We start from the raw sequence: 17,035 nt of genomic DNA, 5'->3' as shown, positions 1-17,035 counted from the left end.
TAGACAGCCCCACGCGTCGAAGCCCGCCATGGAGCCTGACATATGTCAGGTGTCACGCGGCTTCAAAGCGCCGATAGCCATAGGCCGGCTGGAGTCGGCGCCGTGGGCTGTTCTTATTCTGATTGTGGGTTCTATGAAATTTCCAGCGAAGCTTGGAATCGCCAAGCGTCTCTATTGCGTTCTTGCCATCCTGGTCGCCAGCCTGACCGGTCTTGCGAGTTTTTCGTGGAGCGACCTGTCGCGTGTGAGCGATCTTGCTGCCGCCACCGAAGACCTGCGCGTGCCGCAACTCCAACGCATTGCAGCCATAGAACTCAACGTGATCCGCGCGTCGCTGCAGATCAGGCACGCGATGCTCGTGAAGTCGCCCGAGGACCTTCAGGCCACGCTGGCCGACATCGGGCAGCGGCGCCAGCTCATCGAGAAAAGTGCGTCGGACTATCGCGCGGGCCTCACGGACACCGCGGACCTGAACGACTTCAAGGAGTTCGAGAAACTGGCGGCCGAATTCTGGCCGATTGCCGACACGAACGTCGCGCTGGCCAAGCGCGCGGACATCGATGCGGCTTTCAACCAGCTCGTGCGGGAGACCATTCCTGCCCGCAACCGGCTGCTGGTGTGGCTCGACCGCGCGAAGAAGCGGCAGGGCGACGAACTGAAAACCGAACTGGCGGCAATACGCACCAACGCGGATCAGACCCGGCTGCAGCTCGCGGCCCTGGTCGCTGCCGTGGCCACCGGCATGACGTTGTTCTTCCTGCACATCGTCAGGCTGGTGCGCCGGCGCATCGCCGCCGCGCAAGCCGTTGCCAACCGCGTGAGCCGGGGCGATCTCACGGTGGCCATTGCCGATCCCCATCGCGACGAGTTCACGCCGCTGGTCGATGCCCTCGCTGACATGCAGCACAGCCTGGTGCGCATCGTGAGCGGTGTGCGCCAGGGCACCGAAGCCATGCTGTCGGCGTCCTCCCAGATTGCAACCGGCAATCAGGATCTGTCGGCCCGCACCGAGCAGCAGGCAAGCTCTCTGCAGGAGACGGCCGCCTCGATGGTCCAGCTGACATCGACGGTGCGGCAGAACGCGACGAGCGCCATGCAGGCGAATCAGCTCGCGGTGTCGGCCTCCGACGTGGCGCGCCGCGGGGGCAGCGTCGTGAACCAGGTGGTCCACACCATGGGCTCGATCAACGAGGCCTCCGGCAAGATCGTCGAGATCGTCGGGGTCATTGAAGGCATCGCCTTCCAGACGAACATCCTGGCGCTCAATGCGGCCGTGGAGGCCGCGCGAGCGGGGGAGAAAGGGCGCGGTTTCGCCGTGGTGGCGTCGGAGGTGCGCAATCTGGCGCAGAGGTCTTCTGCCGCCGCGAAGGAGGTCAAGAGCCTCATCGACGATTCGGTCAGCCAGGTCAGGGCCGGCACGCGCCACGCGGCGGATGCCGGTGAAGCCATGAAGGAGATCGTGAGCGGCGTGCTCCGCGTGACCAGCATCATTGGCGAGATCACGAACGCCAGCCACGAGCAGACTACCGGCATCGAGCACATGAACCTCGCGCTCGCCCAGATCGAGGGGACCACCCAGCAGAATGCGTCGCTGGTGGAGCAGGCCGCCGCGGCTTCCAGTGCTCTGCAGGACCAGGCGGGCAGGTTGATGCAGGAGGTCGATGTGTTCAGGCTCATGGAGCGGCAAGTCCGGGCAAGCTAGTGCTTGTCGGAGCGCTCCGAACGGGGCGGGCGGTGGTTCGAAGCCGGCAGCCATGCGAGGTCGTCGGCGACGTTGACTGCGCAAATCTTTGACGGACGTTAACTATCGAGCTTCTCCGTGACCCGCAGTTAATTCATACGTATCAACCGCGAAATAGGAATTCGGAGGAACAATCGGTGCCACCGCCAACGTAGGCGGCCAACTGTATGGCAATGGAGCAACCAAGCTTGTTGCCCGGAATAGGTGGCACCAGCGTTGGCAGCTTCCTGCAGGAACTCGGAATGCCGGAGTCAATGGCCAAAGTGCTTCGCCCAGCACTGGCAATCCGAATAGAGGTGGTAGATGATTCAAGCAAAAAGTACAGGTTTGAGGATGTTGGGAGTCTTGTTGCTGACATTCCTCTTCATGATTGGCGTCGGGTTTTCCGTGGGGGCCTTACTTGCGATGCCCCTGATTCGCTGGGCGATTCACCGTGTACTTTATTTTCCTGTTGCGCCATCTGAGCTGCTCAGTTTGCTGGCAGTGATCCTAGGCGTGACTGTTGTTGCAACGCTCGTCATGTGGTCGGCTGGACGGTTCAAGGGGCAGTGGTGAAACGAGGCCATGTAATCTGCGCCATCGCGCTGGCATGCATCGCGCTGGGAGCCTGCCGAACCGCGCCGTTGTATGAACCGAGTCGCCGAGCGCTGGTGGCCGCAGAGGAGGACGAAGAGCGCACTGTCGTCGGTCAGCCTGTGCCGGGCACCGCGATCGCCCAGCTTCATGCCGGGATGACCTACGCGCAGGCCGTCAAGATCATGGGCAAGCCGGATGCTGAGACGGTGAACAACACTGGCAAGGCCTGGATCCCTACATACAACGGGACGGACCGGTGGCGCCACTACCTCGCCTACAAGGGGCAGGGCGTATTGGTTTTCGCGGGCGCCGCAGGAGGGGAGATTGCCGAGATCTCCCGCACGAAGGCTTACACGCCTGATGTGCTGATTCAGATCGTCCACAACCCCAAAGACACCGGTCGGTTCTGACATTTCAATCGCAGCGTGCACGACGGATGTCCGTGCCAGCATTAGCCATCAATCAAAAATTTTCCATGCGCATTTATTTCCTCACCGCTCTTGTTGCATTCGGTCTGTTATCAGGTTGCGCCCGATCTCCGGTTGTCCCTCAGCAGCAGGCCCCCGTTAAACGCGTCATGGTGGTCCCGGTGACGCCCATCGACAAGCTGCATACCGAAAACAAGGGCATCCCGCTCGGCGTGCTGTGGCAGTCCGTTGCAGACCGCATCAAGAGTTCGGACTTCAACGACCGCATGGAGGCGACTCGAAAAGACATGGGGCCGAAGCTCACTGCAGCGTTGGTTCGGCAGCTGGCAGCTCAGGGCTTTGAAGCGAAGGTCGTCGAAGGCGCTTCGAGCCGCTCGGCGGAATCTGCGATCGATGAAAGCAAGCTGCCTCCGACCGATGCGGTGCTGCGCATCTATCTCAACGAAGTCGGCATGTTCTCCGCCCGCTTCTCGAAAGACTATGTTCCGCGCGTCAATCTGAGTGCTTATCTGGTTCGAGGCGAAACGGAAGACAGCCTCTACAGCGAAACGCTTTACTACGGGGCTGATGCGACGAGCGAGAAGGCTTCGTGGAGCGTGCCGGCGAACCCTGAGCATCGTTGGTCGAGCTTCAGTGAATTGGTGGAGCGTCCGCAAGAGGTCGTTCAGAGCTATGACCATGCGGTCGATGCGCTGGCGACGAGGATTGCTCAGAACATTCGCGCACAGGTTGCGCCGAGCTCGGTCGCGGTGCGGCCGGCAATGCCTTGAGTCCAACGATTCGCGCGCCAGGTTGGCCGGCGCAGGCTGCGTACGGAATGACAACGATGGTCTTCGCCGTCTGAACTGCTACCCACCGACAGTCAGTGCCCGGCCCCACCGGCCGGCGCCACCATCCGCTGCAACAGCGGCTGCCGCGCCAGCACCGCATCCCGCGGCCCGTGGTCGACCACATGCCCGGCTTCCATCAGCACCACCGTATCGAAGCGCTCCAGCAGGCTCAGCCGGTGGATCGACGCCACCACGCAGGCATCGGGAAACGCACGGGCGATGCGCTCCAGCACGCGTGCTTCGGTGCCCGCGTCGAGCGCGCTGGTCGGTTCGTCGAGCAGCAGCAACGAGCTGCCCTGTGCGGCCAGCACGCCGCGCGCCAGGCACAGTCGCTGCCGCTGTCCGCCCGAAAGATTGAAGCCCCGCTCCGACACGGCGGTGTCGAGGTCGCCGTGGTTCGCCTTCAGCACTTCGTCGAAGGTGCTGGTGTGCAGCGCTGCCAGCAGCAGCGCGTCGTCGCGCGGCTGGCCGAAGGCGAGGTTCTCGCGCACGCTGGCTTCGAACAGTTCGGTCTCCTGCGGGATCAGCGTGGCAAGGCGGCGCAGTTGCGTCCAGTCGACGGGCTTTCCGTCGAGCGACAGGACGCCGCTGTCCGGTGGATACAGCCCGGCCAGCACGCGCAGCAGGGTGCTCTTGCCGCCGCCGCTCGGCCCGACCAGCGCGACCCGGTCGCCACGGCGCAGGCTCAGTTTCACGTCGTGCAGGCCGCTGCTGCGCTTCACGGGTTCGGAGGGCTCCGCTTGCGGCTTCCCGCGCGCCGCATAGCGCCAATGCAGCCCGTCGACATCGAGCCGGCGCCACACCGCCGATGCGTCGATGCGCTCGCGCTCCGGCACCTGCTCGGGCACGCTCGCGGCCACATCGCCCGAGGGCGCCTGCCATATCGGCTCCGCGCTGCTGTAGTCGGTGTGCATGCGCGCGAAGAAGCTGAAGTTGGCGGCCACCGATGTGACGACGCCGGCGGCCTGCTGCGCGTACTGGTAGATCATGAACACGGCCCCCAGCATCACGGCCTGCCCGGGTGCGCGTGCCTGCCACACGTACACCACGACCAGGCCCCAGGTCAGCCCAAGCCCCATCAGGTCGACCGCGAACCACTTGCCCTCATTGAGCACCACGGTGCGCTTCAGCGGCAGCGATATGGCGGCCATGCGCCTGCGCAGCAGCAGGCGTGAAGCCCCCTGCAGCCGCAGGCCGATGACGGTCGATGCATTGCCCAGGAAGTCGAGCAGCGCGGCCACGTACCGGCGGTCGGCGTCGTTCTCGGCGCGCGCCAGTTTCATCAGCGCACGGTCGATGCGCACGATGACGAGGCCTATCAGCACATAGCCCGCGAGCGCGGTCATGCCGCTGGTGCGCGACAGCAGCGCCAGCGCAACCAGCGGCCCCACGAAGTTGACGGCGTTGGTGAGCCAGATGAACTGGTTCTGCGCAAAGTCCGACAGCGCGCGGCTGGCCTGGTGCACGCGGTGCTGCAGCTCGCCCGAGTGGTGGCCGTCGTGCCAGGCGAGCGGCGCGGCGGCGATGCGCGCATAGAGCTGGTCGGCCAGCGTCTCGCGCACCCGCATGCCCACGTTGCGCTCCAGAATGCGCCCCGGCCCGTGCAGCGCCCATGCACCCACGTACACGCCGGCCAGCGCGGCGATCCAGCGGCCGGCGCCGCTCAGCTCGCCGCGCTGCAGGGCATTGATGGCCTGCCCGGCAAGGTAGGGCAGCGCCAGGCGTATGAGCTGCGACATGGCGAGCAGCGCCGTGGCGCCAAGCAGCTGCGCACGCGCACCTGCTGCGAAGTGCCAGAGGGCCGCATAGAGCTCGCGGATCGCGTTGCCGGGGCTGTTGCTCTTCTTCGTGCCGGTGGTCGTGGTGGTCGCCTGCATGCGTTTTCAGTCAGTCAGTCAGCCCGCCTTGCGGAATGTGAGGTTGATGCGCTGCGCGCCCAGCAGCGGGTGGGGCGCTTCCTTGAGTGGCAGCACGCCGTGGTAGCGCAGCCGGTCTTCGCCGCCCCAGACCACCACGTCGCCATGCACGAGCGGCACGCGCACGGCCTTGTCGCCGCGCGCGAGACCGCCGAACAGGAACACGGCCGCCATGCCGAGCGACACCGACACGATGGGCGCGCCGTAGTCATGCTCGTCCTTGTCCTGGTGCAGCGAAAGCCGCGCGCCGGGCGCATAGCGGTTGACGAGGCAGGCGTCGGGCACGAAGCCGTCGAAGCCGGCGGACCCGGCCGCCTCGCGCGCCAGCCGCATGAAGGGCTCCGGCATCGCGGGCCACGGCAGCCCGCTGCCAGGGTCGATGGGGCTGTAGCGGTAGCCGCGCCGGTCGCTGGTCCAGCCCAGCGCGCCGCAGTTGGTCAGCGCCACGGACATGGTGAAGCCGCCCGGGGTGACGAGATGGCGGAACGGCGCGCGCTCTTCCACCGCGCGGATCGCGGGCAGCAGTTCATCGACGAAGGGCAGCGCGAAGCCGGGCAGCACGATGGCGCCGGAGCCGAGCGGTTCGCGCGCTGGGCGGGGCGGGTCGTCGAACAGGGCGAGCGTCATGCACGCCATTGTCGCCATCGCCGCGCCCCGCGCCTGCGGCCGGCGATGGCCGGGCCTCAGGCCGAGGCGCGCAGCGTCTTGGCGGCCGCCACCATGTTGGCCAGCGCGGGCAGCACTTCCGCCCACTGGCGCGTCTTCAGGCCGCAGTCCGGGTTGACCCACAGGCGCTCGGCGGGCACGCGTTCGGCGGCCTTCTTCATCAGCTGCACGATGTGCTCCTGGCTGGGAATGTTCGGCGAGTGGATGTCGTACACGCCGGGGCCGATCTCGTTGGGGTACTTGAAGTCGTCGAAGGCGTCGAGCAGCTCCATGTCGGAGCGAGAGGTCTCGATAGTGATCACGTCGGCGTCCATGTCCGCGATCGACGCGATGATGTCGTTGAATTCCGAATAGCACATGTGCGTGTGGATCTGGGTCTCGTCGCGCACGCCGTTGGCGGTGATGCGGAACGACTCCACCGCCCAGTCCAGGTACTCCTGCCATTGCGACTTGCGAAGCGGCAGGCCCTCGCGCAGCGCGGCTTCGTCGATCTGGATCACGCGCACGCCGCCTTTTTCCAGGTCGAGCACTTCCTGTCGGATGGCCAGCGCCAGCTGCTTGCACGAGGCCGAGCGCGGCTGGTCGTCGCGCACGAAGGACCAGTTCAGGATGGTGACGGGGCCGGTCAGCATGCCCTTCATGGGCCGCTGCGTGAGCGACTGCGCGTACCGGGTCCACTCGAGCGTCATCGCCTTCGGGCGGCTGATGTCGCCGAACAGGATCGGCGGCTTCACGCAGCGCGAACCGTACGACTGCACCCAGCCGAACTGGCTGAAGGCATATCCTTCGAGCTGCTCGCCGAAGTACTCGACCATGTCGTTGCGCTCGGCTTCGCCGTGCACCAGCACGTCCAGGTCGAGCGCTTCCTGCTCGCGCACGCTGCGGGCGATCTCGGCCTGCATCGCGGCCTTGTAGCCGGCGTCGTCCAGCCGGCCGGCCTTGTACTCGCTGCGCGCATGGCGGATTTCCGCGGTCTGCGGGAACGAGCCGATGGTGGTGGTGGGGAACTTCGGCAGCTTCAGGAATGCGGCCTGCTTGGCCGCTCGATGGGCATAGGCGCCTTCGCGCTGGCCCAGTTGGCTGGAGAGCCCGGCAACCGCTGCCTGCACTGCCGGGTTGTTGACGCGGGGCGACGCACGGCGCGCGGCGAGGGCGGCGCTGTTGGCGGCCAGGGCGTCCTTCACGGCGTCGCGGCCGTCGCGCAGAGCGGTGGCCAGCACGCGCAACTCCTCGAGCTTCTGCAGCGCGAAGGCGAGCCACGACTTGACCTCGGCGTCGAGCTTCTGTTCGCTGGCCAGGTCCACCGGCACATGCAGCAGCGAGCACGAGGGCGCGATCCACAGGCGGTCGCCCAGGCGCGCGGCCAGCGGTTCCAGCCAGTCGAGGATGGAGGCGAGGTCGCTCTTCCAGATGTTGCGGCCGTTGATGACGCCCAGCGACAGCACCTTGTGCGCGGGCAGCATGGTCAGCAGCGGAACGATGTCGTCGCGGCCGTTGACGGCATCGACGTGCAGGCCCGCCACCGGCAGGTTGGCGGCCAGGTACTTGTTTTCCTGCAGCTGGCCGAAGTAGGTGGCGACGAGGATCTTGATGCGCGCGGCCTTGAGCTGGTGGTAGGCCGTGTTGAATGCGTGCTGCCAGTCGGCGTCGAGTTCGGTGACCAGCAGGGGCTCGTCGATCTGCACCCATTCCACGCCCTGGGCGGCCAGCGTTTCGAGCAGCTCGGCATACACCTGCAGCAGGCGCGGCAGCAGCGCCAGCTTTTCGGAATCGTCCTTGGCCTTGCCGATGGACAGGTAGGTGACGGGGCCGACCAGCACCGGCTTGGCCTTCACGCCCTGGGCCCTGGCTTCGGCCAGTTGTTCCAGCAGGCGCGAGGCGTCGAGCGTGAATTCGGTCTGCGCGGTGAACTCGGGGACGATGTAGTGGTAGTTGGTGTCGAACCACTTGGTCATTTCGCCGGCGGCCACGCCGCCGCAGCAGCCGGCGTGGTCTTCCGCGCCCTGGGCCGAACGGCCGCGCGCCACGCGGAAGTAGTTGTCCAGCGCGTCGCCGTGGAAGCCGCGCACGCGCTCGGGCAGGTTGCCGAGCGTGAAGCTCATATCCAGCACCTGGTCGTAGAAGGCGAAGTCGCCCACGGGCACCAGGTCGATGCCGGCCTGGTCGTTCCAGTGGCGTTGGCGAAGCTGGGCGCCGAGGGCCTTGAGCGCGTCGCGCGAAGACTCGCCTTTCCAGTACGACTCCAGCGCGAACTTCAGTTCGCGCCTGGCGCCGATGCGGGGAAAGCCGAGGTTGTGGGTAGTGGTCATGGGGTAGCGGAAACGTCCGGCAGTCAGGAAAGGGCTGGATCGTAGGTTTGCCGACCTGTGAAGTAAAATGGTCTTATTTCACGTATCGATGAATTTCACTCATTAGCCATGCTGGAACGCGCTCATCTGTCGATCGTCCAGGAAGTGGACAAGCAAGGCTCGCTCACGGCCGCCGCCGAGGTGCTGCACCTCACCCAATCGGCCCTGAGCCATTCGATCCGCAAGCTCGAAGCCCAGCTCGGCACCGAGATCTGGCAGCGCGAAGGGCGCAGCCTGCGGCTGACCCAGGCGGGGCAGTACCTGCTGGCGGTCGCCAACCGGGTGCTGCCGCAACTGGACCTGGCCGAGGAGCGCCTGCGCCAGTTCGCCCAGGGCGAGCGCGGCTCGCTGCGCATCGGCATGGAGTGCCATCCGTGCTACCAGTGGCTGCTGAAAGTGGCGTCGCCCTATCTGGCGAGCTGGCCCGACGTGGATGTCGACGTGAAGCAGAAATTCCAGTTCGGCGGCATCGGCGCGCTTTTCGGCTACGAGATCGACCTGCTTGTCACGCCAGACCCGCTCTACAAGCCGGGCCTGCACTACGAGCCGGTGTTCGACTACGAGCAGGTGCTGGTGGTCCCGCGCGGCCACGCCCTGGCAGGCGTGCCTTACGTGAAGCCCGAGCACCTGACGCAGGAAGTGCTGGTGACCTACCCGGTCGCCACCGACCGGCTGGACATCTACAACATGTTCCTCATGCCCGCCGGCGTGACGCCCAGGCGCCACAAGGCCATAGAGACCACCGACATCATGTTGCAGATGGTCGCCAGCGGCCGGGGCGTGGCGGCGCTGCCGCGCTGGCTGGTGCAGGAATACGCGGAAAAGATGGACATCGTGCCGGTGCGGCTCGGGCCGCGCGGCATCGCCAAGCAGATCTTCCTGGGCGCGCGCGAGGCCGACATCGAAGTCGACTACCTGAAGGCCTTCGTCGAGCTGGCAAGGCAATCGCGCGAATTGCTCGAAAAAGGAAAAAACTCGCTGACTTGAGCCTGAAAAGCGCCTGAAAAGTAGTCCTTAGGGTTTCAATTCTTTGAACTGCGGAACAAAAGAGTTATGGTGTTTACATCATGGACACCGCCCGGCTCGACCTCCGTGTGCCAGCAGGCTGGAGCTGCTGGGTCGAGCTCATGCGCACGCCGCGCGGCACCTACGTCGGCTTCGCCGAGCTGAGCCAGAGCGGCATTCCGCGTTGCGCGCTGGTGATCACGCAGCAACTCTCATGGGACGCGGCCGTGGAGCGCGCCACGCTGCGGGCCGACCATTTCGTTCGGCAGTGGGGCGCGGCGCGGGGGCACTGAGCAGGCGTCGGCGACAGCGCCGCCGGGCGCGGGCGTGGTAGAAACCGCGAGCGTTTTCAACCCCCCACGTTCCGCTTCCGATGCCGCACTCTTTCCGCCGGGCTACCCCAATACCGCGCGCAAGGTGGCTGGCTTGGCTGCTGGCCGGCGTGACCATGCTGTTCCTGGCCGGCTGCGCGGGCCTGCCGGCCGACGTGCAGCGCAAGCCCTCCACGGCCATCGCGGACGGCGCGGACACCACGCTCGGGCGCCTGGTGCAGGCGGCGGCACCGCCCGGCGAGCCGCTGAGCGGCTTCCGCCTGCTGCCGATGCCGCAGTTCTCTCTGCATGCGCGCGTCGAGCTCGCGCGCCGTGCCCAGCGCTCCATCGACGTGCAGTACTACCTGGTGCAGAACGACGAGACCGGGCGCTACCTGCTGCGCGCGCTGCGCGACGCGGCCGACCGGGGCGTACGCGTGCGGCTGCTGGTGGACGACCTCTACACGGCCGGCGCCGATCCGCTCTTCACCAGCTTTGCCGCGCATCCGAATGTGGAGGTGCGGCTGTTCAACCCGTTCCCGGCAGGGCGGGACCGTCTCGGCACGCGCTGGGCCTGGTCGATCCTCGACTTCGACCGCGTGCACCGGCGCATGCACAACAAGCTCTACGTGGTGGACAACGTGGTCGGCGTCATGGGCGGGCGCAACATCGCCAACGAGTATTTCCTGCGCGACGGCGGCTCCAACTTCATCGACATCGACACGCTCGTGGCGGGCGCGGTGGTGCCCAGGCTGTCGTCGCTGTTCGACATGTACTGGAACAGCCCGTACGTGTACCCGATCGAATCGCTGGTGCCCGCCACCGGCGAAACCCGGGCGCAGCTGCGCGAGCGCTTCGACAGGCTCACCACCGGCCCGGCCCAGCTGCACCCCGAGGAGCCCGGTTCCACCGACCTGCTCGGCAACAACCCGCTGGCCAAGGACCTCGACGCCGGCGCGCTGAAGCTGGTGTGGGCGCGCGCCGAGGCCTATGCCGACGCGCCCGCCAAGGCGCTCGCGCCGACCGAGGAAGCGCGCGGCCTGCCGGCGGACGAATCGAGGGACAGCGTGCTCTACAACGTGCGCCGCTACATTCGCGGCGCCGAGAACGAGGTCCTGCAGACCACGCCCTACCTGATACCCGGGCGCGGCGGCATGGAGAGCATCCGCATCGTGCGCGGCAACGGCGTGAGCTACAGCATCGTCACCAACTCGCTGGCGGCTACCGACGAGTCGCTGGTGCACATCGGCTACCGCCGCTACCGGCCCGAGATGCTGCGCCTGGGCGTGGAGCTGTACGAGCTGAGCCCCAAGCGGGTGGAGCAGACCAAGCGCTTCGGCATGTACGGCTCGGCCAGCGGGCGGCTGCACGGCAAGTCGGCGGTGATCGACCGCAGGATCGTGTTCATCGGCTCGATGAACTTCGATCCGCGTTCGATGCTGCACAACACCGAAGTCGGCATCTTCATCTTCAGCCCGCAGATCGCGCAGCAGCTCACCAGCCTGATCGGCTTCATCCGGCTGGACGGCGCCTACCAGTTGCAACTGGGGGCGACGGGTGCCATCGAGTGGGTAAGCCCGGCCTCGGGCGACGCGGCCGACACCATCCTGCACCAGGAGCCGGAGACGGACTTCTGGTCGCGCTGGAAGCTGGACCTGCTGGCGCCGCTGGTGCCGGAGAGCCTGCTCTAGCTGCCGCCGAGCCGCATCCTCAAAACAGAGGATGGTGAGTGGAAGGGGTCCACAGAAGAATCACACGGCTCGTAACGAGTTGATTCTTCTGTTTACTCCCTCTCACCTGAAACCATCCATGAAAACACCCTCCGTGGCCCCGGCCGCCTCCATCTCGTTCTTCAAGACGACGCGCTCCGCTTGCGCAGTGGCGCTCCTGATCTCGCTCGGTGCCTGCGGCGGGGGCGGGGGTGGTGGCGGCGGTAGTGGTTTTGTCGGCCTGCCCGTGGCCGGGGGCTCGAATCCCCCCGCCAGCAATCCGCCGCCGGCGTCCATGGCCTTCTCGGGCACGGCCGCGTCGGGCCTGCCGCTGTCGGGCACGGTGACCGTGAAGGACGCCAAGGGCGCCACCAAGACCGTGCAGCTGTCTTCCAACGGCGGCTACACGGTGGACGTGACCGACATGACCGCGCCTTTCGTGTTCCGCGCCGAAGGCACGGTGGGCGGCCAGCGCGTGGTGATCCACTCGGCCGCGACCGCCGCGGACGCCAACGGCACCATCAACATCACGCCGCTGACCGACCTGGTGGTGGCCAACATCGCCGGCAAGGTGGCCGACAAGTACTTCGACAGCGGCGATTTCGCTGCGCTGTCGGCCACGGAGCTCAAGGCCGAATCCGACGCGCTCAAGGCCAAGCTGCTGCCGGTGCTGCTGGCCATGGGCGTGGACTCGAGCATCGACCTGCTGCGCACCGCGTTCTCGCCGCTGTCGAGCGCGCTGGACAAGGCGCTGGATGTGCTGCGCGTGAGCGTGGACCCGGCCACCAACGTCGCGACCATCACCAACATCGTCACGCAGCAGCAGGTCGTGGACGACCTCGCGGTCAAGGCCGCCCAGGACGCCGGCACCACGCCGATGAGCGGCACCGGCATGGAGACCGCGGCCGACGACGTGGTGCTGATCCGCAAGGCGCTCTCCGACATCACGGCCAGGTTCGCGAACGGGCTGCCCGCGCCGGCCGATCTGCTGCCGCTGCTGACCAGCACCAGCAACAGCGCCTACAGCTTCCGGCTGGCCGATGCGAGCGCCAGCGACTTCGTGAGCGACCTGGCGGGCGACACCAACATGGTGGGCGCGAGCTTTGCCGACGTGGTCATCAACCGCATCAACTACACGGTCGACGGCACCAACAACCTGGCGCCGCGCGCCTTCGTCGAGTTCACGCACAAGGACAAGAACGGCGTGGCTTTCAGCAACAACAAGAGCATGCAGATCGTGAAGGGCAACGACGGCGTGTGGCGCTTGCGTGGCGACGGCCGCGTGCTCGACATCAACCCGCACATCCAGGCCTTCAAGGACCCGGTGTCGGGCTGCGTGATCACGGGGCTGGAGTTCTCGATCAGGGACCCGAACCCCAACAACAGCAACGCGGCGGTCGCCGTGGTGGTGACCGGGCCGGGCCTTCCGCCGAACGGGCTGCGCCATGTGCGCCCCGCGTTGGCGGGCGACTACTGGCCGATCCAGGGCAACAACGGCAGCAACCAGTACGCGCTGGCATCGAACTGCGCCGGCGCATCGACGGCGGGGCTGAGCGACAGTGCCATCGCGGCGATACCGGCCGCGCCCGAGTACACCTTCACGGCCTACACCAGCAACGACACGGTCGCGCAGATCACGAACAGCACGTTCGACATCGTCTACAAGCAGAGCTTCAATGCGCGGCCGTTCACGCTGGCCGAGGCGGCGGCTTTGGCCTACCCGAGCTTCACGACCACGCCGGCGCTGGCTTCGTACAGCGGCGGCAGCGACTTCGCGGTCAGCGCGACGGGCCTGAACCCGGCGTTTTCGTCGGAGTTCTTCCTGGCGCTGGCCGGCGCCACCTCGACGCCGAGCAAATGGTCGGATCAGGCCGACGTGGCGCCGTCGGCCGCGGGTGCGGCGTCGCACACATTCAATGCGCCGGCCATGTCGGGCCTCGTGCTGCGCAGCATGTTCGTGAGCACGCGCGACGCCAACTGGCGCGAGGTGGTGCTGCGCCAGGCCAACTGAGGGAGCTGCCGGCTGGCGGCTATTGCGGCGGCTGGCGGCCGTTGAGGTAGGGCTCGGGGTCCACGGGGTTGCCGTTCCTGCGGATCTCGAAGCGCAGCTTCACGCGGTCGGCGTTGCTGCGGCCCATTTCGGCGATCTTGTCGCCCTGGCGCACCACGGTGCCTTCCTTGACGAAGATGGTCTGCAGGTGCGCGTAGGCGGTGAGGAAGGTCTCGTTGTGCTTGATGATGACCATGTTGCCGTAGGCCGGCAGTTCGCCGCCCACGTACACCACGCGGCCGTCGGCCGAGGCCAGGACCGGGTCGCCGAGCGTGCCGGCGATGTCGATGCCCTTGGTGCGGTCGCCGTCGAAGCGCGCAATGATCGGGCCGTTGACGGGCCGGATGAACTGTGCCGCGGGGCGCTGTGCCACCGGTGGCTTGGCCGCCGGGGCCGTGGGCCAGGGCGTGTTGAGATCGACGGTGGTGCACGCCGCGAGGCTCGCGGCAAGCAGCGCTGCAGCGCCGGTACGGAAAGCAAGAGTCTGGAGTTGCATGGCGCCTTGTTGGAACGGATTCGTTGCGGAGGGTTCCTTCGGTGCGGCTCCACCGGGCGGAGCCGCGCGAGCGATGCTAGCAAACTCGCGTGCCGGCTCCCCGGGAAGTGCCGGGCAGCAAAGGGGCAGTGGGGCGCGCGCTACTTGAGCGGAATCGGCGTGCCACGGTCGATGGGCACGGCGGTCACGCTGTTCTTCGGCGAGCCGTCGACCAGCAGGTCGGAGTAGGTCAGGTAGACCAGCGTGTTGCGCTTGGGGTCAACCATGCGCACCACGCGCAGCCGCTTGAAGAGGATCGACAGCCGCTCGCTGTAGACCTCTTCGCGCTTGGGCAGCGGTTGCGTGATGCTCACCGGGCCTACCTGGCGGCAGGCGATGGAGGCTTCGGACTTGTCCTCCGCCACGCCGAATGCACCGGCCAGCCCGCCGGTCTTGGCGCGCGACACATAGCAGGTGACGCCGTTGACCTTGGGATCGTCGTAGGCCTCGATCACGATCTTGTGGTCGGGGCCGATGAGCTTGAAGGCGGTGTCGACGTCGCCCACCGTTTCCGCGTGTGCCGTGGCAGCCAGGATGAACCCGAGGCCGAGCGCGGTGCGCAGCAGGATGGAGCGAAGTGTCATGGTGTCGTGCGGTTTCAGATGAGGTCGATGGTGTGGACGCGGTCGAAGCTGCCGCGCCGGCGGTCTTCGAAGTAGTGCTCGAGCGTTTCGCGAACGGTGCGAAAGGCGATTTCTTCCCAGGGAATCTCTTCCTCGGTGAAGAGCTTCGCCTCGATGGTCTCGTGGCCGGGGTCGAACTTGTCGTCGAGCAGGCGCGCGCGGTAGAACAGGTGGACCTGGCCCACGCGCACGACGCTGATCACCGAGAACAGGCCTTCCATCTCGAAGTTCGCGCCGGCCTCTTCGTCGGTCTCGCGGGCCGCGCCCTGGGCGGTGGTTTCCTCGAGTTCCATGAAGCCGGCGGGCAGGGTCCACTTGCCCCAGCGCGGCTCGATGTTGCGCTTGCACAGCAACACCTTGTCGCCCAGGACCGGAATGGTGCCCACCACGTTGAGCGGGTTCTCGTAGTGGATGGTGTTGCAGGCCGGGCAGATGGCGCGCTGCTTGGTGTCGCCGTCGTCCGGAACTCGGTAGACCACGGCGGTGCCGCAGTTCTTGCAGTGCTTGATGGGAACGCGCAGGAGCATGAAGCCGTCCGCCGCCTTCAGACGATCCTGACGGTCAGCGCCGGCAGGCCCGCGACTTGGCCCACCAGCGTGTCGCCGGCCACCACGGCGGCCACGCCTTCAGGCGTGCCCGTGAAGATCAGGTCGCCGGGCTGCAGCTCCCACGCGGCCGACAGGTGCTCGATGGTCTCGGCCACGTTCCAGATCAGCTTGCTCACGTTGCTGCGCTGGCGGTCGGCGCCGTTCACCTGCAGGGAGATCTCGGCCTTTTCGGCGTCGCCGGCCTGTGCCACGGGCACGATCGGGCCGATGGGCGCGCTCTGCTCGAAGCTCTTGCCGATGTCCCAGGGGCGGCCCTGCTTCTTCATGTCGTTCTGCAGGTCGCGGCGCGTCATGTCGAGCCCGACCGCGTAGCCGTAGATGTGCTTGTGCGCATCGGCTGCCGCGATGTTCTTGCCGCCGGTGCCGATCGCCACCACCAGTTCGATCTCGTGGTGCAGGTTCTTGGTGAGCGTGGGATAGGCCATGGTGCCGGTCTGGCCGGCATCGACCGTCACCAGCGCGTCGGCGGGCTTCATGAAGAAGAAGGGCGGCTCGCGGCCGGTGAAGCCCATTTCCTTGGCGTGATCTTCGTAGTTGCGGCCCACGCAGTAGATGCGGTGCACCGGGAAGCGGGCGGGCTGGCCGGCCACGGGAACAGAAACGGTGGCGGGCGGGGCGAAGACAAACTCGGAAGCCATTGCGACGTGTCCTTTTTCAGCGAAACCTGGCGGGGAAACCGGCAGTGTGCCAGAGGCGGGAGGCTCACAATAGCGCCTACCGCGCAACCCCATTTCTTCGTTTCCAGTTTTCACAATGCCAATCCGCCTCGGCAAAGCCGGCAAAGCCACCGCATTCAATGAACTCGGCCGACGGCGCGACGACGAGGGCGACCAGGACGGCGCGCTCGAAGCCTACGCTCAGGCCAGCGCCGTCCACCCGTACTGGGCGGCGCCCTGGTACAACGCCGGGCTCATCCACAAGTACCGCGGCGAATGGGCCGCCTCGCTGCAGGCCAATGCCCGCGCGGTGCAATGCGAGCCGGACAACCAGGGCGCGCTCTGGAACCTGGGCATCGCGGCCACGGCGCTGGGCGACTGGGCCACGGCGCGGCGCGCATGGCGCCAGTACGGCATCGGCATTCCGGACGGCGAAGGGCCGATCGATTTCTTCGTCGGCCTCACACCCATTCGCGTGCACGGCGACGAGGCCAGCGAGGTGGTGTGGGCCGACCGCATCGACCCGGCCCGCGCCATCCTGCGCAGCGTGCCGACGCCGGCCTGCGGCCACCGCTGGGGCGACCTCGTGCTGCACGACGGCGCGGCCAACGGCTACCGCATGCGCGGCGATCGCGAGGTGCCGGTCTTCGACGCGCTGGAGCTGATCGCGCCGTCGGAGCACGCAACCTATGAAGTGACCATCGAGGGCGTGGCGCAGGAAGACATCGACGCGCTCATCCGGCGTTTCGAGGCGGCCGATGCCAGCGCCGAGAACTGGACCACCAGCATGCAGGTGCTCTGCCGCGCCTGCTCCGAAGGGCGTCCCCACGGCGAGGGGCACAACCACGAACCCGGCGAGCCGCCCGGCGCGCGCGGCCCGTGGCGCCTGGGCATCGCGGCCCGGGAGGAGGGCGCCGCGCTGCGCATCCTTGCGGAATGGCGCGAAACAGCGGCGCCGGGCTGCGTGCTCGGCGAGCTGCGCTGCCTGCTGATGGGCGTGCCTCGTACTTGATGGCGCGCTATGCTCGGAAAA

Annotated in this window: 16 protein-coding genes; 9 read left to right on the top strand and 7 right to left on the bottom strand. The window is 66.9% G+C overall.

Going from position 1 to position 17,035, the window contains the following annotated elements; translation table 11 throughout:
• The first annotated feature begins 28 nt into the window (after nucleotides 1-28).
• From WIX39_RS20645 to WIX39_RS20630, 4 genes are all read left to right on the top strand, one after another.
• Entirely contained in the window at nucleotides 29-1,702 is a 1,674-nt protein-coding gene (locus WIX39_RS20645; protein ID WP_409195737.1) for a methyl-accepting chemotaxis protein, read from the top strand.
• Between the two features lie 342 nt (nucleotides 1,703-2,044).
• Nucleotides 2,045-2,296, top strand: coding sequence for a hypothetical protein (locus tag WIX39_RS20640; RefSeq protein ID WP_155742590.1), 252 nt, complete (start codon nucleotides 2,045-2,047; stop codon nucleotides 2,294-2,296).
• Nucleotides 2,263-2,727, top strand: a complete 465-nt coding sequence (locus WIX39_RS20635; RefSeq protein WP_409195736.1) for a hypothetical protein — start codon at nucleotides 2,263-2,265, stop codon at nucleotides 2,725-2,727. The genes WIX39_RS20640 and WIX39_RS20635 overlap by 34 nt, the downstream gene beginning before the upstream one ends.
• Nucleotides 2,728-2,792: 65 nt before the next feature.
• A complete protein-coding gene (locus WIX39_RS20630; RefSeq protein WP_409195735.1) occupies nucleotides 2,793-3,515 on the top strand; it encodes a hypothetical protein in 723 nt (240 codons plus the stop codon).
• A 92-nt stretch (nucleotides 3,516-3,607) separates the two neighbouring features.
• On the opposite strand, the gene WIX39_RS20625 is transcribed toward WIX39_RS20630, so the two are convergent.
• From WIX39_RS20625 to metE, 3 genes are read right to left on the bottom strand one after another with little or no spacing between them, the layout of a single operon-like run.
• Nucleotides 3,608-5,452: an ABC transporter ATP-binding protein gene (locus WIX39_RS20625; protein WP_409195734.1), complete on the bottom strand. Its 1,845-nt coding sequence runs from the start codon at nucleotides 5,450-5,452 to the stop codon at nucleotides 3,608-3,610.
• A gap of 18 nt (nucleotides 5,453-5,470) precedes the next feature.
• Nucleotides 5,471-6,118: a DNA oxidative demethylase AlkB gene (gene alkB / locus WIX39_RS20620; protein WP_409195733.1), complete on the bottom strand. Its 648-nt coding sequence runs from the start codon at nucleotides 6,116-6,118 to the stop codon at nucleotides 5,471-5,473.
• Between the two features lie 56 nt (nucleotides 6,119-6,174).
• Nucleotides 6,175-8,466, bottom strand: a complete 2,292-nt coding sequence (metE, locus tag WIX39_RS20615; RefSeq protein WP_409195732.1) for a 5-methyltetrahydropteroyltriglutamate--homocysteine S-methyltransferase — start codon at nucleotides 8,464-8,466, stop codon at nucleotides 6,175-6,177.
• 108 nt (nucleotides 8,467-8,574) lie between these two features.
• Between metE and WIX39_RS20610 the strand changes: the two genes are divergently transcribed.
• The 4 genes from WIX39_RS20610 to WIX39_RS20595 all read left to right on the top strand — a co-directional run bounded on the left by WIX39_RS20610 (nucleotide 8,575) and on the right by WIX39_RS20595 (nucleotide 13,541).
• Nucleotides 8,575-9,492, top strand: a complete 918-nt coding sequence (locus WIX39_RS20610) for a LysR family transcriptional regulator (RefSeq protein ID WP_081269591.1) — start codon at nucleotides 8,575-8,577, stop codon at nucleotides 9,490-9,492.
• 80 nt (nucleotides 9,493-9,572) lie between these two features.
• Nucleotides 9,573-9,803 (top strand): hypothetical protein, encoded by a 231-nt coding sequence (locus WIX39_RS20605; protein WP_081269590.1) that lies wholly within the window; start codon nucleotides 9,573-9,575, stop codon nucleotides 9,801-9,803.
• Nucleotides 9,804-9,883: 80 nt separating this feature from the next.
• Nucleotides 9,884-11,512 (top strand): phospholipase D family protein, encoded by a 1,629-nt coding sequence (locus tag WIX39_RS20600; protein WP_409195731.1) that lies wholly within the window; start codon nucleotides 9,884-9,886, stop codon nucleotides 11,510-11,512.
• Nucleotides 11,513-11,630: 118 nt separating this feature from the next.
• On the top strand, nucleotides 11,631-13,541 hold the full coding sequence (locus WIX39_RS20595; RefSeq protein WP_409195730.1) for a hypothetical protein: 1,911 nt from the start codon (nucleotides 11,631-11,633) through the stop codon (nucleotides 13,539-13,541).
• Nucleotides 13,542-13,560: 19 nt separating this feature from the next.
• Here WIX39_RS20595 and WIX39_RS20590 read toward each other — a convergent pair whose 3' ends face one another.
• The 4 genes from WIX39_RS20590 to WIX39_RS20575 form a co-directional block, all read right to left on the bottom strand.
• Entirely contained in the window at nucleotides 13,561-14,076 is a 516-nt protein-coding gene (locus WIX39_RS20590) for a murein hydrolase activator EnvC family protein (RefSeq protein WP_106934130.1), read from the bottom strand.
• A 140-nt stretch (nucleotides 14,077-14,216) separates the two neighbouring features.
• Nucleotides 14,217-14,699, bottom strand: a complete 483-nt coding sequence (locus WIX39_RS20585; RefSeq protein ID WP_106934131.1) for a CreA family protein — start codon at nucleotides 14,697-14,699, stop codon at nucleotides 14,217-14,219.
• Nucleotides 14,700-14,713: 14 nt separating this feature from the next.
• On the bottom strand, nucleotides 14,714-15,265 hold the full coding sequence (locus WIX39_RS20580; RefSeq protein WP_081269586.1) for an NUDIX hydrolase: 552 nt from the start codon (nucleotides 15,263-15,265) through the stop codon (nucleotides 14,714-14,716).
• 17 nt (nucleotides 15,266-15,282) lie between these two features.
• Nucleotides 15,283-15,984 (bottom strand): fumarylacetoacetate hydrolase family protein, encoded by a 702-nt coding sequence (locus tag WIX39_RS20575; RefSeq protein ID WP_106934132.1) that lies wholly within the window; start codon nucleotides 15,982-15,984, stop codon nucleotides 15,283-15,285.
• A 115-nt stretch (nucleotides 15,985-16,099) separates the two neighbouring features.
• Between WIX39_RS20575 and WIX39_RS20570 the strand changes: the two genes are divergently transcribed.
• Complete coding sequence (locus WIX39_RS20570; RefSeq protein WP_106934133.1) at nucleotides 16,100-17,014, top strand: tetratricopeptide repeat protein; 915 nt, start codon at nucleotides 16,100-16,102, stop codon at nucleotides 17,012-17,014.
• The last annotated feature ends 21 nt before the right edge of the window (nucleotides 17,015-17,035 follow it).

Origin of the sequence: Variovorax sp. AB1(2024), assembly GCF_037482385.2 — a bacterium.
Taxonomy (GTDB): Bacteria; Pseudomonadota; Gammaproteobacteria; order Burkholderiales; family Burkholderiaceae_C; genus Variovorax.
The sequence above is the reverse complement of the archived record's forward strand: the minus strand, read 5'-3'. Positions and strand labels throughout refer to the sequence as shown.